Origin of the sequence: Chitinolyticbacter albus (assembly GCF_024437655.1) — a bacterium.
GTDB classification, from domain to species: Bacteria; Pseudomonadota; Gammaproteobacteria; order Burkholderiales; family Chitinibacteraceae; genus Chitinolyticbacter; species Chitinolyticbacter albus.
The window spans coordinates 1-24,193 of the sequence record NZ_JANBVF010000004.1; the positions used below are offsets into that span (position 1 = coordinate 1).

The window sequence follows — 24,193 nt, forward strand, 5'->3', positions numbered from 1 at the left end:
GGCAACGGAACATCGCAACAGCATGCGCGAGCAACCGGCGGAATGAGCCAGTAGACACGCTGCAAACCCCCACCCCAAACAAGCTCCAAGCCGCCCCAGAGGGCGGCTAGGTGTGATTCAGGCTCGTATTAAACTGTCTACGGCAACGCCGGAAATCAGTCCCAGAGCATGCCCGCATAAAGACCTGGATCCGAGTGTTCGATCACCATCGCGCCCAGGGTGCGGCCATAGTATTCCATCGGACCAGCGGAGCCGATCACTGCATAGGCATAACCGTGGGCGCGCATGGCATGCAACGCCATCAACATCAATCCGGTGCCAATGCCCTGACCTCGCCCCGCTTCGTCCACGCCGGTCGGACCAAACAGGCCCTTGGCCGTGGTGTCGTAGCAGGCGAAACCCAGCAGTTGCCGTTCCCGCGTTGCGACAAAGACGGTGGGTGGAGCAAAACCGAAGCCCACTTCGCATTCACTCTGCCAGGTCGGACCGAACGTTCGTCCGGCCCAATCGGCGATCAGGTGTTTCTCCGGCGCAAGTCCGCGGCGGATTTCTACTCCCTGCGCTTGCACCCTGGCCAGAGCCGGCTCCAGTGGCGGTAAGTCATAGAGCCTGACCAGCATATCCGGCATATGGCGTGCCTCTTATTAGGTGAGGGATGGATAGGCAAAGGGCGCCCGTAGGCGCCCTCTTCGTTCAGCGATTCGATCCCGCCACGACCTGGAATTCGTACAAGCGGCATTCCAGCGCACCGTTGTAGAGCGGCAGGCGGCGGCTGGCCGAGAGCCGGATCAGTTTGGGCAGCCGCAGATCACCGGTGAAAAAATAGGCGCGCCAGCCGGAGAAGCTGCGCTTGAGCGCGTCGCCCAGATGCGGATAGAAGTTGGCCAGCGCCTCCTGATCTTCCAGCCGGACGCCATAGGGCGGGTTGGCAATCAGGCAACCGCTATCCGCCGGCGCCTCGGCATCGAGTACGTCAGCAAGCTTCAGCGTCACCAGCGACTCCAGGCCGGCTGCACGCACATTGCTGCGCGCGGCATCGAGACTCATCGCGTCGCGATCACTGCCGACGATGGGATACGGCAAGCTGGTGAGTTCCTGCGCGCGCGCTTCGGCGCGGATCGCTTGCCAGACGTCTACCTGGAAGGGTGCAAGCTTTTCAAAGCCGAATGAACGATCGCGCCCTGGCGCGCGCTTGAGCGCAATCCCGGCTGCTTCGAGCACGAAGGTGCCGCTGCCACACATGGGATCGAGCAGCGCTTCCTGGCCATGCCAGCCGGCCAGCTGCAGCAGGCCGGCGGCGAGATTCTCGCGCAGCGGAGCATCGACGGTTTCGACGCGGTGACCGCGCTTGAACAGTGGCTCGCCCGAGGTATCCATATATAAAGTGGCCACCCGATCGGTCAGGAACAGATGCAGCCGCACGTCCGGCACGGCGGTATCGACGCTGGGGCGCTCGCCGGTGGCAGCGCGAAACACGTCGCAAACGGCATCCTTGATCTTAAGCGCGGCGAAATCGACGCTGCGCAGCGGGCTACGCTGGGCGGTTACGCTGACCTTGATCGTGCGATGCACGTCAAAGAGTTCCGACCAGGCGATGCGGCCCGCCATGCGAAAGAGATCGCTCTCGTTGCGGTAGGCGCGCTCGTCGAGCCGCCACAGGATGCGGCTGGCGATGCGCGAATGCAGGTTGGCCTTGTAGACCAGCGACCAGTCGCCGCTGAACGCAACGCCGCCATCGACCACGCGCACGCCGCCGGCACCGATGGCGCCGAGTTCATCCGCCAAGAGCTGCTCAAGGCCGCGCGGGCTGGGGGCGAAGAATTGCTGGATACCACTGATCGACAGCGATCTAGGCTGCACCACTGGCGCGGCGGCCTTGGTTTCGCCGGTGCGTGGCTGCGGCGGGCGGATATGGCCGCGCGCACCGGGGCGCAATGGCGCCTTGCGGCCTTCTTCGCTCGCCGGGGTAGTGCTGCCGCGCTTGGACAGGCTGAGGGTTTTCTTGGTCATTGATCTTCTCGGGGAAATTCGGGCAGCCCGTTGCGCTGTCTGGCTGGCAATTTGGCACGCACCAGCCGGTAGGCATTGGTGAGCAACGCGGCGAGGGTCTCGTTATCGAGCACGCCGGCATGATCCAGCGCCACCCAGTGATGGCGCGCAAGGTAAGGCGCCGGCTCGATGCCGGGCAGATCGGTCAGCTCCAGGAAGCGGGCCGCATCGACCTTGAAGGCAATGCGGCCGCGAGTAAGACCGTGCAGGCTGAACATCTTGCCGCCGACCGACCAGACCTCGACGTCGCCCCATTTGATATCGCGGGTAGCGCCTGGTAGCGCGGCGCAAGTAGCGCGCCAGAAGGTCGGATCGGTGACAGTCATGTTGTGCTCCCGGTTCAGGCCGGCTCGGTGGCGCGGATGCGCCGCCGCGTTTGCGCGATCAGCGGCGCCCAGGTTTCGCCAGGCTGTTTCTTGCGCGTGGTCAGCGTCAATTCGGACGGGCCATAGACATTGGTATTGTGCGTCAGCGGCGTGGTGATCAGGTACTGCGCCTGCGTCGCCTTGAGGAAGGCGCCGACCCGGTCGATGTTGAAGATGTCCAGGTGGGCGAACGGCTCGTCGATGAAGACGAAACCGGTGGGGTTCGATTCGTCCATCATCAGACCGATCAGCAGGATCAGCGATTTCATCACCTGCTGGCCACCTGACGCCTCGCCATCGTTCAGCCCCATCATGCCCTTCTGATCGAAGTTGAAGCGGGCAGAAAGACCGGCCTGCGCCAGCGTCAGGTCGTCATTGTCGAGCTGCGGCAGATCGAGCTCGACCTCGATGCCGGCGAGCTCCCCCAGCCGCTTTACGTTGCGACCGTAGGCGCGCACGGTGGCCTTGAGCTTATTGATATAGGCCGCGCGCGCCTCGTCGGTCAGCTGATTGGTGCGATCAACTTCGTTGCGATGCAATTGGGTATCGCGCTCCAGCGCACCGTGGTCGCCAGCTAGCTTGTCGCGCCGCGCCACCACCATCGGGTCGGTTTCCCAATCGCCACCGGCCAGCCGGGCTTGTTCGTGCTCGACCATGTGCAGCACTTCGCGCGATCCGCCGTACTTGTCCTTCAGCTCGCGCAGCGCCGCTGCGGCGGAATAGTCCACCGGCAGTGCCGCCTTGGCGCCGCGCAATGCACGGATCTGCCGCGACTGCTCCTCGCGCTGGCGCGTGAGCTGATCGATCAGCGCGCCCACCTGGATATCGAGTCGGGTGCGTGCGTCCTTCAGTTTTTCGAAAGCGACGCGGCCTTCCTCGCGCGCATTGCGGGTTTCGTCCCAGCCGACCTGGGCGGCGGCCAGCGCGGCGCCAGCTTCCTGCGCGCGACGTTCCTCTTCCGGCCAGCGCTCGGCGACAGCGGCGAATTCGTCCTGCCGCGCAGCGAGCTGCACTACGGCCTGCATGCCCATCAGCGACTGGGTGAGCATCGACGCCTCGCGTTCCAGATCGCCCAGCCTTGCCTCATCGGCCAGCAGTTGCTCGTTCAGCTCGCGCAATCGACGGCTTACTTCGGTCAGCCGCGAATGGCGCGCCGCCTCGCCAAAGGCGTAATCGCCGGGCTTGGCGGAGATATCGCGCGCGCCGCGGCGCTCCTTGTGATAACCGTCGCGGGTGATCCAGTCGCCATCGAGCTTCTGGCCATCGGCCACCGAGCGAGCGCGCTGGGTACGGCTCAAGAGGCCGACCAGCCAGCCCGGCGCGTCGGCCTTGAAATCAACGATCTCCAGAATGGAATTGGCCGGCGCGCGTGCCACAGTCTCGCGCTCGGGCACGATGAAGTGGCGGTATTTCAGTTCCTGGCCGATTTCCCAGGCGCGCTGCTTATCGCTGCTGCGATTGAGCAGGATGATATGGCGATACGGCGCCAGCAGCGCTTCGACCGCATCCTGCCAGCTGTTGTCGCGTACTTCGACGATCTCGGTCAGCAACTGATGGCCAATGCCGGCCTCGTCGAGCGCCGCGCGCATGCGCGACACGAAATCCGGATGTGGCGGGCGCCCCTGCTGCAGCGCGAACTGCGCCTCGGCCAAGCGCTGCCGCTCTTCCTTGGCCGCGCGGATTGCCTGCTTCAGTTCGCCTGCGGCGTCCTTCTTCCTGCCCAGCGTATCGTTCAGCGCCACCGCGTCGGCGCCATGCTCCAGCTCGGCCAGCTGGCGCAGCCGCTCGGCTTCCTTCAAGGTCTTTTCGCTGTCGCGCGCGGCATCACGCGCGTCCTGGAATACCTTGAATGCCTGGTCGTACTCCCGCCGCGCCGCTTCCTCATGCGTCAGCGCCTCGCGCTGCGCGGTCTCGGCCGCCCGGTAATCGACATCGATCAGGTCGAGCTCGTCCTGCTTTAGCTTGAGTGCGCGGCGGCTGCCCTTGAACTGGTTGACGTAGCCGCGCAGGCTGTCCCATTGCTCGACATAGCGCAGGGCAGGAACCACCTGCGCTTCCAGCCGGGTCACGTCGTCCTGCAGCGCGCGCCATTCCAGGTGGTTGTTGGCGCGCAACTTGAGGCGCTCGACATCGACCCCCAAGGTGGAGAGCTGCTGCTCCATCTTGCCGAGCTCACCCTCGGCTTCCTTCAGCCGCAACTTGGTCTCGGCATAGTGATCGAGCACCTGTTTGTCGCCGAACACCTGGAACACCAGATCGAGCAGCGCCTTGGGGCTGTACTCGCACAGCTTGTCGGTATCGCCCTGCTCCAGCGCCAGCACCTCGGCGATCGCCGGCGTCAGCCCGGCCTGCTCCAGCCGGCGCTTGTATTCATTGACGCCGATCCAGGACAGCTGCGACTCGGTCTCGGCCGTGAGCGTGACGTTACCCTCAGCGATCGCGTACTGCCGCACCCAGTCGCCACCCTGCTTCTTAATCCGGCAGAACAGCGTGACCTCGTCGCTGGTGGCCGGGAAGAACAGATAGGGGAACAAGCCGCCGCTATTGCGCCGCGGGTTGCTCGCCACGCCGCGCAGCCAGGCATAGTTCTCACGGTTGTTGCGCACATAGCGCTTGTAATCGCGCCGGCCCGAGCACTTGAGCGCCAAGAGCGTGCGCAGCGCATCGAGCAAGGTGGTCTTGCCCGAGCCATTGGGGCCGACGATGGTGACGATCTGGGCATCGAGCGGCACGCGCACGGCACGCCAGAAATCCCAGTGGATCATTTCGAGTTCGCGGATCTGAAACATCAGCCTTCCTCCCCACTCACCAGCTCGAGCGGCTCGGCGACAACATCGGCTTCATCGGTACGCACCTCCTCATCGGGCTCGACGGCGATCCGGGTACCGGACAATTGCAACACCTCGCCCAGCGCGCCTTCGATGATGCGCGGTGCGAGCCTGGCGTAGTCGATCATCAGATCGAGCAGCGGCCCCTCATGGATCATTTTGTTGCGGCGGAGCACGAAGCCGAGCTTGGCGAGCTGCCCGAGGTTCATCGAGAACCGCGCCTTGCCGCCGAGCTTCTTACCGAAATCGGCATAGACCGCGTCTTCCGGCACGCCGGGCGCCATTTCCTCGCCGTGGGTGATGGGTTTTTGCTCACCGAACATATCGGACTGAGTGTCGCCGGTGGTTTCGGCGCGGGCAATCTGGCGCTCGCGCTTCGGCAAAATGATCAACGCCCACAGCACCACCAAGAGCGCTATCGCATCGCGCGGCAGGCCCATGTTGTTGGAGAGCCAGTTTTCGCCCTCGCCGAACACCCAGTCTTCCATCTCGGGCTTGAGGCCAACGGCGATGTACTCGGCGTAGGGATTTTCCAGCAATTGCAGGCCGCACTCGGCGAGGCGGTGTTCCAGGCTTTCGCGGAACAGCTCGTCGATCAGCGCGCGTCGCGCCAGCGGATCGCGGCGGGGAATGAAGCGGTGCGCCAAAAGGCGGGCCACCAGGATGTTGAGGGCTTGGTCCATGGATTCTGTTTTCAGCGTCGCAGCAATTGGGCAGCGTGGTTGGGTTGGCCGAGCAGCGCACGCGCAAGCTCTTCGCACAGCGCCGGCGTGCATTCGGCCGGGGTCAGTACAACGATGTCCTCGCGTAGATCATCCAGGTTGCGCACGGTGAGGCGGATATTCCCCTCGCCGTGCAGCGCCTCGAAACGCCAGCGCATGGGCAGGAAGGGCTCAACGGTGATCACGGCGCGCAGGAAACGCCCTTCAGGTGTGCGCTGCAGCTTTTCTTCCAGCCGACAACCGAGGTTCCACAGCTTGTCCTTGAGGTAGTTAGCCTCGGACTGCGAACCGTAGCTGGCCTTGAGCGGCTGGGCCGCCAGCCAGACCACGGCAAATTCCAGCGTATCGGCATGGTCGGCTTCGTCGACGCGCTTTTGCCGTAGATCGACCGCCACTTTGTCGAACTGTAGGTTTTCCCACTCACCCACACCCCAAATGCGATAGCGATAAGGGTTAGCCGGGCGGATCACCTTGAGCTGTTCGGTCAACTCGTACAGGTAGTTGAAGACGTCGCGCAGGCTGGCATTGATATCAGCCAACCGCTGGGCACGCAGCGCACGCGCCTCTGCATCGTCAACCGCACGGTTCTGCGCCTGTTTTTTCAGTTCATCAAGCAAACTCATCATGTATTCCTGGCCTTGGGCAAGGCGCTATTTTACTTTGCCCAACGGCTTTAGATGACCTCGTGTCAGCGTGGCGACATTAGGATGATCGAGCTCATCGATCGCATCCTCGGTCACCAGCGCCAGCGGCAATTTGACGAGATCGGCGACGATGCTGTGCTCCAGCGCGGCCTCGGCATCGCCGAGCAGCGACAGCAACGACAGCCTATAGGCGGTTTCGGGGTAGGTATCGGAGAGCACAGCCCGAGCCAGCGGCGCAGTGGTGTCGATGCCCTTGAGGAAGCCGTAGAGTTCCTCGGCCAGCAGCAGGCGCTCTGCCTCAACGGCGGAGACAGAAGCGGCGAGTTCCGAGGTGGGCAAGGCCGAGGCCGTTTCGTCGGCACGCTCGCGCTCGATCAGCTCGAACTCGGCGACGTCGAGCAGGATGTCGGACACAACAAACGCCGGCTCCGGGTGAAAGGTGAGCAGATCGCGGCCAAGCGCGGCCAATTGTTCCTGCGAGCGGCCGCGCAGCCAGTCGGCGACATTGGTCGAAGTCAGGCCAGACTGCCCCAGGTGCACGCGCTGGGCAGCGAGTTCGGCCAGCCGGCGCTGGAACACCCCCGCCATGCGCAGCATGCGCCCCTGTGCCAGCGCGATCGCCTGCGCCACCTGATGCACCGCGTGGTCGGTCTCATCATCGGCCAACACGCCACGCATCACTTCGGTGCCCTTCTCGACCCAGCGCCAAACGCTTTCTAGCTTGGCGCGCGCGCTGCGGATCTGGAATTCCGATTGCGATTCCAGCGCATTCTCGAAATCGCCATGCAGCTCGTTGAGCCGCGCCAGCAGATGCTGCAGCGCCTCGGGCGCGATATTGCCGACGGCCTGGCCGGCGGCGACCTGGGCGGTGAGGTAACCAAGCTCGGCATCGCCATCGGCGAACTGCGTCAGCGTAGCGATGGCGGACAGCGCGACCCGGCCGGGTTCGGACAGCGAATACAAGGCGTTGTCGCTATCCCAGACCAGGAGCCCGTTGTCACGCAGGCGCTTGAGCACGGTGTCGCGCTTGATCGGGTTGATATAGCCGAAGTGGCTGTCGAGTTCCTGCGGGCTCCAGCGCGGCGCATCGGCGCGCGCGCCGATCTCGCGCAGCATCAAAAGGCGCACCAGCACTTCGTCCTCGCCGCCGCGAAAAAGTGTGATCAGCGCATCGAGATAGGGCTTGGCGCGCAACAGGCCGGCAAGCGGCCCCAGATCACGCGCCTCGAAGCCCGGCAGGAAGAATTCGGATAGGGTATCGGCGTGCATGGCAAGGCAGATTAGGGCCAGAAACCCTTGTTGTCACGGCGGGGAAACAGCATGCGTTGCAGAGCCACCTCAGCGGCGTTTCCCACATCGGGCAGCATGGCCAGCCCAGCTATGGCGGGGCAGGCCGGGCGAGCGCAAAATGTAGGGCGCTGCGGCTACGAAGCCGGAAAACCAGCCCCGCACCACGGCGGGCAACACGGGCGTAGCCGCTCAGTTCTCGTCCGCGTCGAAGGCGTTGAGGGCGTCGGCCTCATCTTCGTCAAGCTTGGGCGAGGGTGGCAGCAAGGCCTCGGTTTCCCGCACCAATGCACGGGCAGCCTCAAGGTAATCCATGATGGCGTAGGTCAGCTCGCGGCAGCCCTCACCGGTCAAACCGGAGATGGTGAATACGCGCAGGAAATTGGGATCGAACACCGCCAGCGGATCGGGCTGGCGCTCGGTGATGCCCATTGCGGCGAGGAAGGCGTCGATGCGCGCTGCGCGCTCCTCGTCCTCGACCATATCGAGCTTGTTCAGCACCAGCCAGCGCGGCTTGCGGTGCAAGGCGTCGTCGTACTTGCGCAGCTCGTCGACGATGGCACGTGCCTCGGCGACCGGATCAACCTCGGCATCGAACGGCGCGAGGTCAACGATATGCAGCAACAGGCCGGTGCGTTGCAAATGCTTGAGGAAGCGATGACCCAAGCCCGCGCCGTCGGCCGCGCCTTCGATCAAACCGGGAATATCGGCGACGACAAAGCTGCGGTTCTCATCGATGCGTACCACACCCAGGTTGGGATGCAGCGTGGTGAACGGGTAATCGGCGACCTTAGGGCGCGCGGCCGAGACCGCAGCGATAAAGGTCGACTTGCCGGCATTGGGCATGCCCAGGAGACCCACGTCGGCCAGCACCTTCAGCTCGAGCCGCAGATCGCGCCGCTCGCCTTCCTCGCCCGGCGTGGTCTGGCGCGGCGCACGGTTGACCGAGCTCTTGAAGTGGATATTGCCCCAGCCGCCCTTGCCCCCCTTGGCGAGGCAGATCCGCTCGCCGTCGCAGGTCAGATCGGCCACCACCTCGCCAGTTTCAGCGTCAGTGATCAAGGTGCCGACCGGGAAACGCAGCTCGACTTCATCACCGGCGGCACCGTAGCAATCGGCGCCACGACCGGATTCGCCATCCTGCGCCTTGTATTTCTTGACGAAGCGATAATCAACCAGCGTGTTGATGTTCTGGTCAGCCACGGCCCAGACGCTGCCGCCCTTGCCGCCGTCGCCGCCGTCCGGGCCGCCGCGCGGCACGAATTTCTCGCGGCGCATGCTGGCCGAACCCTTGCCGCCCTTGCCGGCGATCACTTCGATTCTTGCTTCGTCAATGAATTTCATAGGCCAGGCCCAGTCCTGCTGTGATTCGTGAGTGCCTGCGCGCCGGATGATCCGGTGCGGGCTTATGGTCGCGATGATACGCGCAAGACGCATGGCGACTGCATGTCACCCGTCCTGCAATGAAAAAAGCCCTATCGCAGGATAGGGCTTCGCGAACCGGAAGAGAGGCTTGAGTTAAGCTTCTTCGCCGGTGTACGGCAGTACGATCACGGTACGACGCTTGGCAGCGCCCTTGATCGCGTACTTGACGTAGCCGTCGACGAGGGCAAACAGGGTGTGATCCTTGCCGATGCCAACGTTATCGCCCGGGTGGAATTCGGTACCGCGCTGACGCACGATGATCGAACCTGCCGGAATCAGCTCGCCGCCGTAAACCTTGATGCCAAGACGCTTGGCTTGTGAGTCGCGGCCGTTACGGGAACTACCGCCAGCTTTTTTGTGTGCCATGGTTGTAAGCTCCTCGCTGATTACGCGTCGATCGAATCGATGCGAATTTCGGTGTAGTTCTGACGATGGCCTTGGTGACGCTGGTAGTGCTTACGACGACGCATCTTGAAGATGCGAACCTTGTCGTGACGACCCTGCGAAATCACCGTTGCCTTGATGGCCGCGCCGGCCACCAGCGGTGCACCGATCTTGACTGCGTCACCGTCTGCCACCATCAATACTTCATTCAGTACGATCTGGCTGTCGATGTCTGCAGCAATCTGTTCTACTTTAAGTTTTTCGCCGACGGCAACTTTGTACTGCTTGCCACCGGTTTTTACGACTGCATACATAACGAGCTCCAAAATTTGGACTGTGCGCCCCATGCGCACATATCCCGCCCTTGAGAACGGGAACCCGCGACTATACGCGCAAGATGCTGCTGGGTCAAACACTTAGCGCAACCCGTGCCGCAGAACCGCCCTGCCGTCACTGCGGCCTGCCTGCGAGAGTCCGCCGACTCGTGCTACCATCGCCCGTTTGTTTCCAGGCATAAGCGGGGTCGAGCGTGACGATGGATTTCGTCAAATCGGTCGTCGGAGCGGAGATGGTGGCAGTAGATGCACTGATCCGCGACCGTTTGTATTCCGATGTGGTACTGGTGCGCCAGGTTGCCGAGTATATCGTCAGCTCCGGCGGCAAGCGCCTGCGCCCGGTCATCACCCTGCTCTCGGCCCGCGCACAGGGCTACGAGGGCGAACACCACCGCGAACTCGCCGCCGTGGTCGAATTCATCCACACCGCCACACTGCTGCACGACGACGTGGTCGACGAATCCAGCCTGCGCCGGGGTCGCGATACCGCCAACGCGCTGTTCGGCAATGCCGCGAGCGTCCTCGTCGGCGATTTCCTCTACAGCCGCGCCTTCCAGATGATGGTGAACTGCGGCTCGATGCGGGTGATGGAAGTGCTGGCCGACGCGACCAACATCATCGCGGAAGGCGAGGTGATGCAGCTGATGAATATCGGCAACGTCGACATCGACGAGGCCGGCTACCTGCATGTGATCCGCTACAAGACAGCCAAGCTGTTCGAGGCCGCCGCGCGCCTGGGTTCCATCCTCACCGGCGCCGGCACCGAGCGCGAAACCGCCATGGCCGCCTATGGCATGCACCTGGGCACCGCCTTCCAGATCGTCGACGACGTGCTCGACTACACCGGCAAGCAGGACGAGATCGGCAAGAGCCTGGGCGACGACTTGGCCGAAGGCAAGCCGACGCTGCCACTGATCTACACCATGCGACACGGCAGCGCCGACGATGCCGCCATCGTGCGCAATGCGCTGCAACACGCCCAGCGTGAGCACTTCGGTGCCGTGCTGGGGGCAGTGGAGCGCTGCGGCGCCCTCGACTACGCCATGGCCGTGGCCCGTCGCGAGGCCGACGCCGCGCGCGCCGAATTGGCCGGTCTGCCGGACAACCCGGCCACGCAGGCACTGGTCGCTCTTGCCGATCTGGCGGTGAATCGCAGCAGTTGACAGCTTGCAAAGAGGCGGGAATAATCGCGCTTCTTTGCAAGTCGGGGTGTAGCTTAGCCTGGTAGAGCGCTACGTTCGGGACGTAGAGGCCGGAGGTTCGAATCCTCTCACCCCGACCAAGATTCGAAGAAAAAAGCCGCACTGCTGTGCGGCTTTTTTCTTGTCTATCTATCCTGCATGGGCCGTTCAATCACCACAAGGAAACGCGCCCGTGCCGCATTACCCCATTCCGCCGCTCTCCCCCGAGGCCCTCGCCGCCTGCCAGGCGCGCATCGCCCAGATGCAGGACAAGACCGCTACGCTGCAGCGCATCGATCCGGTGCTGCTTGATCTGTCGCTGCGCGAGCCCGTTGTTGGTATTCCGCTTGGTCATACCGTCACCAACAAGTACGAATTGCTGGATCTCGCCCGCCAGGTCGGCTTCACTGACATCCTGCTCGGCACGTTCGACGTGAGCCTGCCCAAGGTGCCACAGGTGGACGACGTGTTCGTGCAGCAGCTCAACGCAGCTGGCGCCGATCTCACTGGCTGTTTTGCCTTCGCCACCATCGGCAGCTTTGACGCGCAAGGCAACTTCCAGCCCGACATCAGCATGCAGAAGCTGGTGGACTACCGCATTCCCAACACCATCGTCGACATCGACGTTGCCAACGACGCCGTGCCGCCCACGCCGCAGGCGCGCCAGGCCTTCATCGATGCGCTGGTCGCCAGCATCCAGTGGATGGCGCAGAACATGCGCGGCGACCATGGCGGCGCACCGCGCATCTATATCAACTATCAGGACATGCCGGACGCGTTCTACCAGGACTGGCAATGGGTCGCGACCATCGCCGCCGTGCTGGCGCAGCAGCCGGTGGCCGCCGCTGCTTTCGAGGACGGGCGCGGCACCAGCTTCCCGTTCCAGATCGGCACCATGGCCGCCGTGGTGCGCGCCAACCTGCGGCCAGATCAGCGCCTCCTGGTACACATGCATGTGGGCTGTGGTATGGAAAACGCCAACCTGATTGAGGCACTGCTTAACGGTGCCGATGGCGTGTGGGCTGGCTTTGCCCGCGAGGCCGCCACCATTGGCCATGCGCCCAGTTCCGAGTTGTTCGCCAACCTCGCGCGCATCGGCAATCCCAACATCGCCCGCCGCTACCGGCTCGACCGCTTGGTGCCCATCGTCCAGGCAATGACCCGGATCAACACCTTGCAGGCCGAGCCGGATGATTTCCCGGTGATCGGCAGCAACGCCTATCGCACCATGCTCAGCGTGTTCGAGCAGACCGGCGCCAACTGGATGGACCTGCCCGCTGCCGCCATCGGCGCCACGCCCGGCTGGCGTGTCACGCCGGTCGCCAGCGACATCCCGGTGATCCGCGGCCGGCTGATCGAATGTGGTGTGACCGAGCCGGTAAGCGACGCCACCCTCGTGCAGATGCGCACGCTGATGCGCGAGGACATGATCGCCGGGCTGCGCATCTGCTACGACGATCCGCCGCAACTGATCTCGCTGTATCAGCGGGCGCTGGCCGCTACGCCCGGCTGCGACACGGTCGAAGTGACTGTGCAGGCATCGTAACAACCCAACCTTGCCCAACCCCGTCATGCTGGCTGCCGTGATCAGTTCGGCCAGCATGACGGGGCGGCCTGTCGGTTTGCAGGCGCGGCCCGGCACTGGCCGCTCCCGGCACGCCCGTCGTGATGACGCCGTCGCTGTGGGGATTTCATCTTTTTGCAACATGGCGTCCACACAATCTGTGTCCACCTGAGCCACCAGGGCCCAGACCCGATACCACCAGAATCGTCTTTAGGGGACACCGATGACCACCACCATTTCGCGCCTGGGCCTGATCGCTGCCCTTGTTGGCTCGCTGCTCGCAATTGGCTGCGCCAGTGCGCCGGAACAGAAGCCGGCCGCACCGGCCGTCACCGAAAAGCCGGCCGAACTGAAGGACGAAGCGCTGGCCGCCGCCGTGCAGGCCGCGCTCAATGCCGATGCCGAACTCGCGCCCTTCGGCCTCAAGGTCAGCGGCAAGGGCAAGGACGTGACCATCGAAGGCGCGACCGACACCGGTGAGCAAATGGCCAAGGCCGGGCTGATCGCCGAAAAGGTGAAGGGCGTGCAATACGTGTTCAACAACATCATGCCGAAGAACTGATCCCACCCGCGGCAGTTCGCAACAATGAAAACGGCGCCTCGCGGCGCCGTTTTCATGCAATTCCCATCAGAACCACCGGCGTCACTCACAAAACCCCGCGTAGCGGTGCTGGCAAGGCGCGCGAAACGCAGACAGTACAAACTGTACGGCCAGTGAGTGCAACGATGCCAGCAGGGTTTTGTGAGTGACGCATCAATGCAGCTTGATCGCCGGCCGTGCAACCCGGCGCAGCTTGTCGCCCATCCATAACAGGATGGTGAGCGGCCAGCCGTGCACCGCCGCCTGATGGATACGATAGAGCGAGGCGTAGATCAGTTTGGCGCCGCGTCCTTCCACGTAGTAGTTGCGCTTGGGGCCGACGATGGCAGCGAGGCTGCCGACGGCAGTGTGCTTGCCGAGCGACACCATGATCCCCTGCGGCTTGAATACGAAAGGCACCACTTCCCGGCCCGCCAGCTTGTCAGCGAGCGCACCGGCCAGCCATTCGGCCTCCTGGTGCGCCACCTGCGCGGTGGCGGCCAGCGGCCTGCCCCCCTCGCCATCCGGTGCCTCGCTACAGTCGCCGATGGCAAAGATGGCCGGATCGGTCAGCGTCTGCAGCGTGGTCGTCACCTTGATCTGGTTGCCGCGATTCACCTCCAGCCCCAACTCGGCCAGCCAGGGCGAGGCCTTCACCCCGGCCGCCCATACCGCGATGTCGATCGCCAGTTGCGTGCCGTCGGCCAGCATCACCACGCCGGGCTCGACTGCCTCGACGCGCCGGTGCGTGAAAACCTGGATGCCGCGCTTTTCCAGCTCGGCCGTGGCGTAGTCCGCCAAGGTTGACGGCGCAGCGGCGAGGATGCGCTCGCCGGCTTCGATCAGCGTGATTTCCAGCCGATCTGGCGTGAAATTGGCACCGTAGTGATGCATCTCGCAGATAGTGTGGTGGATCTCGGCCGACAGCTCCACGCCGGTAGGGCCGGCGCCGATGATGGCGATGCGCAAGGGCACAGTCGACGCATGCGCACTGGCGGCAAAGGTCAGCGCCAGGATGCGCTTTCTGAGCTTTTCCGCATCCTGCGGGTTGTTGAGGAACATGCAGTGCTCGGCAACACCGGGCGTGCCGAAGTCATTGGCAACGGCGCCAACGGCGATCACCAGCGTGTCGTAGGCCAATTCACGCGCGGCCGACATCACCGTGCCTTCGTCATCGCGCACTTCGGCGAGATGGACGCTTCTGGCCGCGCGATCGAGCCCCGTCATAAAGCCATATTCGAAGCGATAGCCGTTGCGCCACGCGTGGGCGAAGTAGTTCACCTCGTCCTCGCCGCTGTTGAGCGCGCCGGTCGCCACCTCGTGCAAGAGCGGCTTCCAGATATGGGTGGGCGAGGCGTCGACCAGGATGACCTCAGCCTGCCGGCCCCGGCCAACGGTACGGCCCAGGCGGGTGGCGAGCTCGATCCCGCCGGCGCCCCCGCCGACGATGACGATGCGATGCGGTATGACTGCTGCGTTCATGCTTATGCTCCAGTGTGTTGTTCGTTCCCGCAGAGCTGGCGGGGTGGCACCTGCGGCTGCGCTCAGCGCGCAAGCCGGGCCACAATCACACGCAGCATGACGCAGAAAGGCAGCGGTCGTAACGGCAATTGTTACCGCCGGCCCCACTGTTTCGCCGCCGGGCAGAGCTGATCATCCCAATGCCGGCCAAGGTCATACGCGTGGCGGGCAGCTAGTCGAAGCGTGCTTCGCGCTCGCTGGCAAAGGCCACGGCGAGGCCACCGGTGCCGATATTGACCGCTGCGGTGGTGCTCATCTCGGACAGATTGAGGCTCACGCCATGCGCGGCGCAGACCTCGACCAGCCGGCCCCATCCCGCCATGTCGCGTACGCGCACCGGGTCGCCGCAGTAACTGACGCAGACAGTGGGCGCGATCAGGCCCCGCTCGACGTGCTCGCACGCGGTATCGAACAGCTTCTGCACACCGGCCTCGAAGCCGCGAATGCGGCCCACGGGCTCCGTGGTGCCGTGAAAACCCCGGATGATGGGCTTGATATCGAGCGCACTGCCCAACAGGTAGGAGGCGAAGCCCACGCTCTTGTCGCCCTTGCGCCGCGCCTGGTTGCGCAGCTGGTTCAGGTTCTCAGGGATCAGGAAGGCCTGGGTGACCTGCTGCAGCACTTCGATGTGGCGGATGATATCGAGCGTCGAGCGCTCCTCGCGGATCAAGCGCGCCACCTCGGCCACGATCAGCCCCTGTCCGGAGAACAGGCTGTTGCTGTCGAATACCCGCAATGAAAACGGCCCGGCGACGCCGGCTGCGGCGCGGATGGGCTTGTAACTGTTCAGGATGCCGAGCGAGGCCTGCGTCGCGTTTTCGTTGATCTTGCTGCGGCTCGCCATCACCGTCACGCAGAACACGTAGTCGAACTCGACCACCAGTTTGTCGAGGAACAGCGCGCGGATCTCGTCGACCGACAGCGGCGCGGAGGTGTAGTTGCCGTCGCCCCGGCTCACACGCTCATAGAATGCCAGCGTCGCTTGTGGGTTGCGGTTGTCGATAAAATGTTCGTCGTCACCATGGATGGTGATGGGCAGGATCACGATGCCCTGCTCGTCGAGCAGGGCACGCGGTAGATCGCAGCAGGAATCGGTGACGATGCCAATGCGCACAGTATTCTCCGGGGGCTTGTTCTGGAACCGCCGGTCTGCGCCGGACGGACATGGCAGCATCATTAAAATGCGCCGCATTCTGGTGCAATCCGGAGAAACCTGACACCCCGGTTTGAAACGATTGTTTCGATGCGGTCCGACGAGCGGCATTCAATCGTTATGCGCCACCAGCGCGCGCCGCATCCGCCGCAAGCCCCACGCCACCACGAGCGCCACCAGCGGGATGGCAAGCGCCGTGACGAGCTCCGCGTTCACATGCACCCCCGCGCTCTTGAGCCCCTTGGCGCCATATCCGACGAGGCCCACCGCATAGTAGGTGATCGCGGCCACCGACAGCCCTTCCACCGTTTCCTGCAAGCGCAGTTGCAGTCGGGCACGCTTGTCCATCGACGCCAGCAACAGCTGGTTCTGCCGCTCGTGGGTGATCTCGACCCGGGTGCGCAGCAACGACGAGGCGCGCGCCACCCGCGTGGCCAGCACGCGCTGGCGCCGCGCCACCGATTCGCAGGTATCCATGGCCGGCGACAGCCGCCGCTCGACGAACTCGAAGAAGGGCTGCACGCCCTGGATGCGCAGCTCACGCAGCTCGACGACGCGGCGTTGCACGATTTCGTAGTAGGCGTGGGCCGCGGAGAAGCGAAAGTCGGTCTTGGAAAGCGCGCTCTCGATACGGGCCGCCAGCTGCGTCAGCCGGTTCAGTAGCGCCGGCTCGTCCTCCTCACGCGCGTTCGACATCGCGCTGGTCAGCTCGGCCAGTTCATGATCGGCGTCGGACAACTCGGGCGAGATGCTCTTGGCCAGCGGCAGCGCCAGAAAAGCCAGCATGCGGTAGGTGTCGAGCTCGAACAGGCGTTGCAGCATACGGCCCGCCTGGCGGGCACCCATCCCCGCGTTGCCGAGCACGTAGCGCGTATAGCCGTCGGCATGGATACGAAAATCGGTATAGGCCACGCCGGCACCCTCGCCGATGCGTGCGCCGATCAGCTCGTACCCTTCGAAATACTGTTCGGAGATCGCATCGATACCGCCGGGCAGGTCCAGCTCCGGTAACAGCCAGGCATGGGCCGCGTGCAGCACATTGCCCGGCAATTGCACCAGCCAGTCCGCCGGTAGCATCGCAAGCGCTGTCTGCGCGAAGGCTGCCTCGGCCCCCAGCTCGGCAATCACCGTCAGCGACGAAAACTCGGTGTGCCGCGCCCACTTGATGCGCACGCCGCCCACGGTCGCCGACCAATGCAGGCAGCCGGCCGGCGGCGGCGGCGCGCCCCCCCAGGCGCAGAGTTCGCCAATCAGCCACAGCTCCTGCTCGTGACTGGTATTGCGGTGCAGATAGGCGAGGTAGCTGGCGCGGGCCGGCGTGGCCAGCGGCTCGTACGGGCGAGCATGGGCCTCGTCGTTCAGTTGTCGGCGCTGCGGATGGTCATTGGGCCGGGGAAGGGCAAGGGGCGCGTTCATCGGGGTCTCTCCTGGCTGGAACGAGACCATCATAAAACGTCGCAAGGAATTTTGTGCACTGCACAATCGCAACACTGCCCGTTGGCAATGCACCAAAATGGCGCAATAGACCCATCGTGTCAGGTCGGCGCAAAGCTCAAGGCGTGCGGCCTTGATGCTGCACGTCGCGCGCATCGCGCGGCCTGCTCGTCAGCGATTGGCGCGGGCCCAGGCTTTCCACGCCTCGAACAGCGTCGGCGTGCGCCCCGCAATCACCGAGCGTGACCAGACCGGGTGATGGCCCCAGTAGTCGTCACTCGACAGCGTGGCAAAGCGGCAACCGGCTTCCTCGGCGATCAACGCACCAGCCGCGTAATCCCACAGCTTCTGTGCGCCATGCAGCACCACGTCGATCCGGCCAGCGGCGAGATAACACCAATCTATGGTCGAAGCGCCAAAGTTGCGCAGACTGGCAAACGGCGCCACGGTAACGGCACGCGTCGGCAGATGGCCACCCAGCCATTTGGGCTCGACGATGGCCACCGCGTCGGAGAGCGCGATCTCTTCGCTCGCCAGTGGCAGCGGCTGGCCATCGAGCCAGGCGCCGTGGCCCGCCGCGGCAGAAAAGCATTCGTCCATCACCGGCAGGTAGACCACCCCCAGCACCGAGCGCCCGCGCCGCATCAGCGCGATCGAGATCGCGAAGTACGGCAGGCCATGGACGAAGTTGGTGGTGCCGTCGATGGGATCGACTACCCACAGCCCGTCCGGATTCGCATCCCACAGCGCCTGCTGTTCGGCCTCGCTCATTTCCTCGCCCAGCACCGGGCAGGGCACGAGCTCGGGCAGCAGCCGGGCCAGCGCACGCTGCGACGCGAGGTCGGCCTCGGTGAACAGCGTGCCGTCGTGTTTCTTCTCGCGCGCCACGCACAGGAAGCGCGGCATCACTTCCTCGGCGGCAACGCGGCGGGCGATATCAGCAAGACGGGCCAAGGTGGCAAGGTCGGACACGGACGGCCTTGATAGAAAACAGATGCTTCCGATTGTAGCGAGGCTGGCCGCCGCTGGTAATCGTTGCATGCCGGGTTTGGTGACGACGAGGCGTAGAATCTTGCGCGAACCGACCGATACGGAGCCCCGCCCGATGAGCCAACGTGCTTTTCCTGCCTTTCGCGCCCGCCGCATGCGCCGCGACGACTTCTCGCGCCGCCTGATGCGCGAACACGTGCTGACCGCGAACGATCTGATTCTGCCGGTGTTCGTGCTCGACGGCGAACAGCGCGAGGAAGCCATTGCCTCCATGCCCGGCGTGAAGCGGCAAAGCATCGATCTGCTGCTGCAAACCGCCGCCGAGGCGGTGCGCCTGGGCATTCCGGGGCTGGCGCTGTTCCCGGTCACCGAGTCGCATCTGAAGACCGACGGTGCCGAGGAGGCGTGGAACCCGGATGGCCTGGTGCCGCGCACCGTGCGCGCGCTGAAGGCGGCCTTTCCCGAGCTCGGCGTGATCACCGACATCGCGCTCGACCCGTACACCAGCCATGGCCAGGACGGGCTCACCGACGTAAACGGCTACGTGATGAACGACGCAACGGTGGTGGCGCTGGTGAAGCAGGCGCTCTGCCACGCCACGGCCGGCGCCGACATGGTCGCGCCGTCCGACATGATGGATGGACGCGTGGGCGCCATCCGCCAGGCGCTCGACGCTGCCGGCCACGTCCATACCCGCATCCTCGCCTACTCGGCCAAGTACGCCTCGGCCTTCTACGGCCCGTTCCGCGATGCGGTCGGTTCCTCCGGCAACCTCGGCAAGGGCAACAAGTACACGTACCAGATGGACCCGGCCAATGGCGACGAGGCGCTGCACGAGGTAGCGATGGACCTGGCCGAAGGTGCCGACATGGTGATGATCAAGCCCGGCATGCCCTACCTCGATATCGTGCGCCGGGTGAAGGACCAATTCGGCGTGCCGACCTTTGTCTACCAAGTGTCGGGTGAATACGCGATGCTGAAGGCGGCGAGCCAGAACGGCTGGCTGAACGAGGAAGCGGTGGTGCTCGAAGCGCTGCTGGGCTTCAAGCGCGCTGGCGCTGATGCGGTACTGACCTATTACGCGCTCGATGCGGCGCGCTGGCTGGCCAGATAAAGCCGGCCTCCGTGGCTCGGCCGCTCAAGGTAGCCGCCGGCCGGGCTCGACGTCAGGCCAATGTTTTCAGCAAGGCGCCAACCAGAATGGCCAGCACCACTGCGGCAACTGCAATAACCACGAACTGAAAGGCAAGCGCCGCGCCACCCAACGCAGCGGCGCCGCCGCAAGCCCTTGCCGGCTCATTGCGCACAAAACCGAGCACCGCCAAAACCAGTGCCGCAGCACCAAGCACTGAACCTAGCAACATGAGGGTGCGATCCAGGTCCCACGGCGAAGCCGGTACCGTGGGCGCTGCCTTACCACCCAGGGTGGCCACTACCACGTCGCGGATTGCGACCGTCTTGGCCGCCACCACGGCTTCGAGCGAGGGTGTTGGGGAGAACGGCCCGGCCCAGAAATGAATGACCGCCAGCAGCAGTGCGCAAGCGCCGAGCATCATACCGACTGAACTGAGTTTGACTCCCTGCATCGATATCTTTCCGCTCACGCCTGAATTCAAAACCAAAGGAACACCGCTCAGAACGAATAGTTCGCCGGCGTCGCCGACGTGCCTTTCTGGTAGCCGCCAGTAGCCGGTACCACGCGCGTGGTCTGGCCGTCCGAAATCACGTCGACGCGCTGGTTGGGTATGATGGGCTGGTCGGCTTCCTGCACCACCACCATGCGCTGGCCGTTGTCGAGCGTCAGCGAGATTTCCAGCGCCTGCTTGCTCATCACGTTCTCTTCGATCACGTTGCCCAAGAGGCCGCCGAGGATGGAGCCGAGAATCCCGCTGACGATCTGGCCGGAGCCGCCGCCGATATTCCGGCCCGCCGCGATGCCGCCGATCACGCCGCCAGCCATCGCGCCGATGCCGGTGGAGTTTTCCATCCGGACTTCGCGCACCTGATCGACCACGCCGCTTTGCACGGTGGCGGCCGCGCGCATCTGATCACGCGTGTAGACATTGGCCGAATCGCTGGTGGCGCAACCGCCCAGTGCCAGGACGACGGCAGCGATGCCCACCGCGCACAACCGATTGATTTTCATCGCGTTACTCTCCGCTTTCATACCACGCATTCTACGTCCGGTGGCGGGTGACGTCCGTGCGGCAGCTCACAAAACACCCGACTCGCGGCGGCGGAACCAGCCGGTGAGCGACAGCCTCTCGCGCGTGGCCGGTAGCACTTCATGCTCGAAGCGGTCGGATAAAAAGGTGACCAGCGTACCACCGACCGGCAACACATCGTGCGGCCCCTCTTCGGTATAGATACGCAGCTGGCCGCCGTGCTCCTCGCGCCAATCGGGGTTGAGATAGAGCACGATGGTGACGACCCGGGTGTCCTCGCCACGATGCTGGTCCAGATGGCGCTTGTAGAAGGTGCCGGCCGGGTAGGCCGCCAGATGGCATTCGAGCCGGGCGAGGCCCAGATAGAGCGAGCGGTTGAGCTCGTCCTGCAGCGCGCCGAGCCGGGCAAGCACGGACGCGGCAGCAGGATCGTCGTCATCCAGCCACAGCACATCGTCGCCACGGATGGCGGCGTTCACCGTGTGGCCGTCGGCCCGGCCCACGCCGGCGCGGGCAAAGCGCTCGCGTCGGGCACGGCAAACGGCGGCGAGCCGCTCGGTCTCGTCGCGGCCCAGAAAATCCGGCAGCACGGCCAGGCCATGCTCCGCCAGCGCGTCAGCGACGCAGGCGTATCCAGTCACGCGCGGTCTCCGCAAGATCGATATCGGGCTGCGCGCGCGCGGCGGCGGGCAGCGCCGGTTGCTCGCGTGGCGGCAGCAGGAAGTCGCCCGGCCGGGCGATGAAGTGGCGCAGTATGCGGCCAAGCAAGGGACGGGTGGCACGGAAGTTGAGCTTGCGCGAGCGCAGCGCCACCCATAGCGCGAGGCCGAAACTGACTGCGAGGTTGGTCAGGCCGATCAGGCCGATACCCAACAACGAGATCAGCAGCACGCGCAGCGGCAGCTGGAAATCGAGCGCAACGGCGGCGTACGCGAGATTGGCCGAGGCGAAGGTGATGTGGCGGATATCGACGGGCAGGCCCAGCAGCACGCCGATGGTGCCGATGGTGCCCAGCATCATGCCGAAGTAGAAGTTACCCGCCAGCGCGCCCAGGTTGTGCTCGATATAGCCGGCAATGCGCCGCGTGCGGTTCTCGCCAACGATCCGGTTCAGCCAAGGCAACGCGGCGATGCGCTGCGGGATCTGGTTGTAGATCGCCTTGTTGTCGTAGTAGCCCGAGATCAGGCCGGCGAGAAACAGGCAGACGCCGGCAATGCCGGCATGGAACAGCGCGAGGCTGGCGATCGGCGAGAGGTCGTGCAGCAGCACCTGCCCCTTGGCGGCATCGACCGGCGCGCTGCCGGATGTATAGAGCCACAGCCAGGCAATGCCGAGCGCCACCGGCATGGCGACGATCACGTTGCCGAAGATGGCCACGAACTGCGTGCGCAGCACCTTGACGATCAGCGCCGCCAGCTCGTCCAGATCCAGCTGCTTCTTGCCGCCCTTGGTGGTCTGCTGGTGAATGGACGCGGCGATCTTGGCCGCCGTCATCGCCGGCTGCTTGGTGGCAATGGTGAAGTGCAGTACGTGGATCAGCATGAAGCCGAGCGCGTAGTTAAGGCCGAACGCCAGCGCCTCGACCAGCAAGGGCAGATGCATCTTGGAGGTGAGCAGCTTGAGCAGCGCCATAAAGCCGACGATAAAGCCCGCGCCGGCGGCGGATTTGAGCATCTCCATCCACTCGCGGCGGTTCTCGGCGATGTAGTGCTCGCCGGTGCGGCTGGCGTGATCGGTCACCTGCAGCGCCAACAGTTCGGTGTTCTCGGAAAACACGTCGCGGATGCTATGGCGGCGGTTTTCGGCCCGCACCAGGCCCATCATGGTGGCGAGCAACCGCTCGGCGCGCTGGTCGCGGTCAGTGTCCGGGTCGACCAGGTCGAGCAGCATGCGTATGCGCTCGATATGCTGACGAACGCGGACCAGGTGATAGGTGAGGCTGACCGACACGCCCTGGCGCGCGGCGCTTTTGCGCACCTTGGCGATCTGCGCCTCGCACTGATCGAGCAGCACCAGGATCTGCGCGTCGTCGTCCTGGGGCAGCGTCTTGTCGACGAGCGCGGCGCGGTAGCGCTCGATATACGCCTGGGTCTCGACGTTCTGGTGCACGAAGGGCGATTCGAATCGGCGCACGTCGGGCAGGTTGTGCACGATCTCCGGCTCGAGCCCGATTGCCGCCAGCCGCGCCGACAGGATCTGGATCGCCTCCAGCATCTGCAGCCGGGTGCGCTCGATGCTGTCGTTGTCGGTTTCTTCCTCGAAATGCAGCGCGCGGCCCAGATCGAACCACTGTTCGCGCGGCACGCCTTCCAGCCACTCGTAGTCGTCGCTGCGGCTGAACAGCTCGGCAAGGCGATCCTTGAGCGAGGCCGGATTGCGCACCGGCGGCAACAGGCGCATGCCGATGCGGTTGCGCAGCGTGGAGAAGAAGGTTTCGTTCGAGAGCAGGCCCGTTTCGGTATAGAGCGGCACCTGCCAGCTCCCGGCGAGCAAATGCAGCAAGGTCGCGCGCAAGGCGGCGCGGTAATCAGGGTGCTGCTCCAGCAGATAGCACAGCGCCTGCACGTTGTTGATGGCGGCGCGCTGGTCGGCGGCCTTGCGCGGGCGCAACTCGGCCACGAGCTGCGCCAAGAGTTCGAACGCGCCGTCGGGCGCGATCTGTTTCAGTTTTGCGAGTATCGCCTGCATGGGTGTCCTGTCAGGTCACTGCCACCACCTGGTCCAGCGCGCCCTGCGCAGCGGCCAGGTAGCCATCGCCGAACAGGTTGAGGTGATTCAGGAGGTGGTAGAGCTGGTACAGCGCACGTCGGCGCGGATAGCCTGGATCAAGGGGCCAGGCTGCGTCGTAGGCAGCGCGAAAGCGGGGGCCGAAGCCGCCGAACAGTTCACTCATTGCCAGATCGGTTTCCCGGTCGCCGAAGTAGCACGCCGGATCGAACAGCACGGGTGCGCCATCGGTGAGGAAACCGACGTTACCGGACCATAAATCGCCATGCAAGCAGGAAGGCAGCGGCGTATAGCCGGTAAAAAGCACGGGGAACCGCTCGAGCAAACTCGTGGTATCGCGCAAGACATGGCCATTGCGGGCCGCCAGCGCCAGCTGTGGCAACAGGCGCTGTTCGCGCCAGAAGGCTATCCAGTCGTCGCACCAGGCGTTGCTTTGCGGCGTGCTACCTATGGTGTTGTCGATATCCCAGCCATGGCGCGGGCGCGTGATGCGGTGCAGCCCGGCCAGCATGTTCCCGAGCGCGGCGTCGTCGCCACGCGGCTGCAGATCCAGCCACTCCAGCACCAGGAAGGCATGCTCGCCCGCCACGCCATGGCAGATGGGCCGTGGCACGCGCGCGCCCTCGGCCAGCTGCAGCAATCCCTGCGCCTCGGCCTCGAACATGGGCAGCCGTCGCGCCTGGTTCAACTTGACGAAGAAGGGGCCGGCATCGCTTTCCACCCGGCACGCGCGGTTGATGCTGCCCCCGCCCACGCTACGCGGCGTGGCCAGGGTGACTGGAAGCTGGAGCGAGGCGGAAATGGCGGCGGCGATGGCGTTCCACATGGCAGATTCCGGG

Annotated in this window: 23 protein-coding genes and 1 tRNA gene; 5 read left to right on the forward strand and 19 right to left on the reverse strand. The window is 64.6% G+C overall.

Annotated features, from left to right (window positions below; translation table 11 throughout):
- Positions 1–155: 155 nt before the first annotated feature.
- The 10 genes from NLI84_RS02485 to rplU form a co-directional block, all read right to left on the reverse strand.
- A complete protein-coding gene (locus NLI84_RS02485) occupies positions 156–629 on the reverse strand; it encodes a GNAT family N-acetyltransferase (protein ID WP_255987954.1) in 474 nt (157 codons plus the stop codon).
- A gap of 64 nt (positions 630–693) precedes the next feature.
- Positions 694–2,010: a THUMP domain-containing class I SAM-dependent RNA methyltransferase gene (locus NLI84_RS02490; protein WP_255987955.1), complete on the reverse strand. Its 1,317-nt coding sequence runs from the start codon at positions 2,008–2,010 to the stop codon at positions 694–696.
- Positions 2,007–2,375, reverse strand: a complete 369-nt coding sequence (locus tag NLI84_RS02495; RefSeq protein WP_255987956.1) for an MmcQ/YjbR family DNA-binding protein — start codon at positions 2,373–2,375, stop codon at positions 2,007–2,009. The genes NLI84_RS02490 and NLI84_RS02495 overlap by 4 nt, the downstream gene beginning before the upstream one ends.
- Positions 2,376–2,389: 14 nt before the next feature.
- On the reverse strand, positions 2,390–5,203 hold the full coding sequence (locus NLI84_RS02500; protein WP_255987957.1) for an AAA family ATPase: 2,814 nt from the start codon (positions 5,201–5,203) through the stop codon (positions 2,390–2,392).
- Positions 5,203–5,925 (reverse strand): hypothetical protein, encoded by a 723-nt coding sequence (locus NLI84_RS02505; protein WP_255987958.1) that lies wholly within the window; start codon positions 5,923–5,925, stop codon positions 5,203–5,205. The genes NLI84_RS02500 and NLI84_RS02505 overlap by 1 nt, the downstream gene beginning before the upstream one ends.
- An 11-nt stretch (positions 5,926–5,936) precedes the next feature.
- Complete coding sequence (locus tag NLI84_RS02510; RefSeq protein WP_255987959.1) at positions 5,937–6,587, reverse strand: hypothetical protein; 651 nt, start codon at positions 6,585–6,587, stop codon at positions 5,937–5,939.
- A 27-nt stretch (positions 6,588–6,614) separates the two neighbouring features.
- Entirely contained in the window at positions 6,615–7,877 is a 1,263-nt protein-coding gene (locus tag NLI84_RS02515; RefSeq protein WP_255987961.1) for a hypothetical protein, read from the reverse strand.
- A gap of 210 nt (positions 7,878–8,087) precedes the next feature.
- On the reverse strand, positions 8,088–9,239 hold the full coding sequence (obgE, locus tag NLI84_RS02520) for a GTPase ObgE (protein WP_255987962.1): 1,152 nt from the start codon (positions 9,237–9,239) through the stop codon (positions 8,088–8,090).
- 174 nt (positions 9,240–9,413) lie between these two features.
- On the reverse strand, positions 9,414–9,686 hold the full coding sequence (gene rpmA / locus NLI84_RS02525) for a 50S ribosomal protein L27 (RefSeq protein WP_255987963.1): 273 nt from the start codon (positions 9,684–9,686) through the stop codon (positions 9,414–9,416).
- Between the two features lie 20 nt (positions 9,687–9,706).
- On the reverse strand, positions 9,707–10,018 hold the full coding sequence (gene rplU / locus NLI84_RS02530; RefSeq protein ID WP_255987964.1) for a 50S ribosomal protein L21: 312 nt from the start codon (positions 10,016–10,018) through the stop codon (positions 9,707–9,709).
- 221 nt (positions 10,019–10,239) lie between these two features.
- Between rplU and NLI84_RS02535 the strand changes: the two genes are divergently transcribed.
- From NLI84_RS02535 to NLI84_RS02550, 4 genes are all read left to right on the forward strand, one after another.
- Entirely contained in the window at positions 10,240–11,202 is a 963-nt protein-coding gene (locus NLI84_RS02535) for a polyprenyl synthetase family protein (protein WP_255987966.1), read from the forward strand.
- 42 nt (positions 11,203–11,244) lie between these two features.
- Positions 11,245–11,321 (forward strand) — tRNA-Pro (locus tag NLI84_RS02540).
- 92 nt (positions 11,322–11,413) lie between these two features.
- On the forward strand, positions 11,414–12,766 hold the full coding sequence (locus NLI84_RS02545) for a beta/alpha barrel domain-containing protein (protein WP_255987967.1): 1,353 nt from the start codon (positions 11,414–11,416) through the stop codon (positions 12,764–12,766).
- 241 nt (positions 12,767–13,007) lie between these two features.
- Positions 13,008–13,346, forward strand: coding sequence for a BON domain-containing protein (locus NLI84_RS02550; protein ID WP_255987969.1), 339 nt, complete (start codon positions 13,008–13,010; stop codon positions 13,344–13,346).
- Between the two features lie 192 nt (positions 13,347–13,538).
- Here NLI84_RS02550 and NLI84_RS02555 read toward each other — a convergent pair whose 3' ends face one another.
- From NLI84_RS02555 to NLI84_RS02570, 4 genes are all read right to left on the reverse strand, one after another.
- The gene (locus NLI84_RS02555; RefSeq protein ID WP_255987970.1) at positions 13,539–14,846 is read right to left on the reverse strand and encodes an NAD(P)/FAD-dependent oxidoreductase; all 1,308 of its coding nucleotides are present in this window, start codon (positions 14,844–14,846) and stop codon (positions 13,539–13,541) included.
- Positions 14,847–15,057: 211 nt separating this feature from the next.
- The gene (locus tag NLI84_RS02560) at positions 15,058–15,999 is read right to left on the reverse strand and encodes a DegV family protein (protein WP_255987971.1); all 942 of its coding nucleotides are present in this window, start codon (positions 15,997–15,999) and stop codon (positions 15,058–15,060) included.
- A gap of 150 nt (positions 16,000–16,149) precedes the next feature.
- On the reverse strand, positions 16,150–17,454 hold the full coding sequence (locus NLI84_RS02565) for a DUF3422 family protein (RefSeq protein ID WP_255987972.1): 1,305 nt from the start codon (positions 17,452–17,454) through the stop codon (positions 16,150–16,152).
- A gap of 189 nt (positions 17,455–17,643) precedes the next feature.
- Entirely contained in the window at positions 17,644–18,444 is an 801-nt protein-coding gene (locus NLI84_RS02570; protein ID WP_255987973.1) for an inositol monophosphatase family protein, read from the reverse strand.
- A 133-nt stretch (positions 18,445–18,577) separates the two neighbouring features.
- Between NLI84_RS02570 and hemB the strand changes: the two genes are divergently transcribed.
- A complete protein-coding gene (gene hemB, locus NLI84_RS02575) occupies positions 18,578–19,576 on the forward strand; it encodes a porphobilinogen synthase (RefSeq protein ID WP_255987974.1) in 999 nt (332 codons plus the stop codon).
- 52 nt (positions 19,577–19,628) lie between these two features.
- Here the strand turns inward: hemB and yidI are convergent, their stop codons facing one another.
- The 5 genes from yidI to NLI84_RS02600 form a co-directional block, all read right to left on the reverse strand.
- Positions 19,629–20,066, reverse strand: a complete 438-nt coding sequence (yidI, locus tag NLI84_RS02580) for an inner membrane protein YidI (RefSeq protein WP_255987975.1) — start codon at positions 20,064–20,066, stop codon at positions 19,629–19,631.
- Positions 20,067–20,095: 29 nt separating this feature from the next.
- Complete coding sequence (locus NLI84_RS02585; protein ID WP_255987976.1) at positions 20,096–20,608, reverse strand: outer membrane lipoprotein; 513 nt, start codon at positions 20,606–20,608, stop codon at positions 20,096–20,098.
- 66 nt (positions 20,609–20,674) lie between these two features.
- Positions 20,675–21,268, reverse strand: a complete 594-nt coding sequence (locus tag NLI84_RS02590; protein ID WP_255987977.1) for a 2OG-Fe(II) oxygenase — start codon at positions 21,266–21,268, stop codon at positions 20,675–20,677.
- A complete protein-coding gene (locus NLI84_RS02595) occupies positions 21,243–23,315 on the reverse strand; it encodes a site-specific recombinase (protein ID WP_255987979.1) in 2,073 nt (690 codons plus the stop codon). The genes NLI84_RS02590 and NLI84_RS02595 overlap by 26 nt, the downstream gene beginning before the upstream one ends.
- Positions 23,316–23,325: 10 nt before the next feature.
- Positions 23,326–24,180, reverse strand: a complete 855-nt coding sequence (locus NLI84_RS02600; protein WP_255987980.1) for a fructosamine kinase family protein — start codon at positions 24,178–24,180, stop codon at positions 23,326–23,328.
- Positions 24,181–24,193 lie beyond the last annotated feature (13 nt).

Coding starts and splice junctions, on each gene's coding strand:
- NLI84_RS02485 (WP_255987954.1), bottom strand. CDS start 629: ATGCCGGATATGCTGGTCAGGCTCTATGACTTACCGCCACTGGAGCCG.
- NLI84_RS02490 (WP_255987955.1), bottom strand. CDS start 2,010: ATGACCAAGAAAACCCTCAGCCTGTCCAAGCGCGGCAGCACTACCCCG.
- NLI84_RS02495 (WP_255987956.1), bottom strand. CDS start 2,375: ATGACTGTCACCGATCCGACCTTCTGGCGCGCTACTTGCGCCGCGCTA.
- NLI84_RS02500 (WP_255987957.1), bottom strand. CDS start 5,203: ATGTTTCAGATCCGCGAACTCGAAATGATCCACTGGGATTTCTGGCGT.
- NLI84_RS02505 (WP_255987958.1), bottom strand. CDS start 5,925: ATGGACCAAGCCCTCAACATCCTGGTGGCCCGCCTTTTGGCGCACCGC.
- NLI84_RS02510 (WP_255987959.1), bottom strand. CDS start 6,587: ATGAGTTTGCTTGATGAACTGAAAAAACAGGCGCAGAACCGTGCGGTT.
- NLI84_RS02515 (WP_255987961.1), bottom strand. CDS start 7,877: ATGCACGCCGATACCCTATCCGAATTCTTCCTGCCGGGCTTCGAGGCG.
- obgE (WP_255987962.1), bottom strand. CDS start 9,239: ATGAAATTCATTGACGAAGCAAGAATCGAAGTGATCGCCGGCAAGGGC.
- rpmA (WP_255987963.1), bottom strand. CDS start 9,686: ATGGCACACAAAAAAGCTGGCGGTAGTTCCCGTAACGGCCGCGACTCA.
- rplU (WP_255987964.1), bottom strand. CDS start 10,018: ATGTATGCAGTCGTAAAAACCGGTGGCAAGCAGTACAAAGTTGCCGTC.
- NLI84_RS02535 (WP_255987966.1), top strand. CDS start 10,240: ATGGATTTCGTCAAATCGGTCGTCGGAGCGGAGATGGTGGCAGTAGAT.
- NLI84_RS02550 (WP_255987969.1), top strand. CDS start 13,008: ATGACCACCACCATTTCGCGCCTGGGCCTGATCGCTGCCCTTGTTGGC.
- NLI84_RS02555 (WP_255987970.1), bottom strand. CDS start 14,846: ATGAACGCAGCAGTCATACCGCATCGCATCGTCATCGTCGGCGGGGGC.
- NLI84_RS02565 (WP_255987972.1), bottom strand. CDS start 17,454: ATGAACGCGCCCCTTGCCCTTCCCCGGCCCAATGACCATCCGCAGCGC.
- hemB (WP_255987974.1), top strand. CDS start 18,578: ATGAGCCAACGTGCTTTTCCTGCCTTTCGCGCCCGCCGCATGCGCCGC.
- NLI84_RS02585 (WP_255987976.1), bottom strand. CDS start 20,608: ATGAAAATCAATCGGTTGTGCGCGGTGGGCATCGCTGCCGTCGTCCTG.
- NLI84_RS02595 (WP_255987979.1), bottom strand. CDS start 23,315: ATGCAGGCGATACTCGCAAAACTGAAACAGATCGCGCCCGACGGCGCG.
- NLI84_RS02600 (WP_255987980.1), bottom strand. CDS start 24,180: ATGTGGAACGCCATCGCCGCCGCCATTTCCGCCTCGCTCCAGCTTCCA.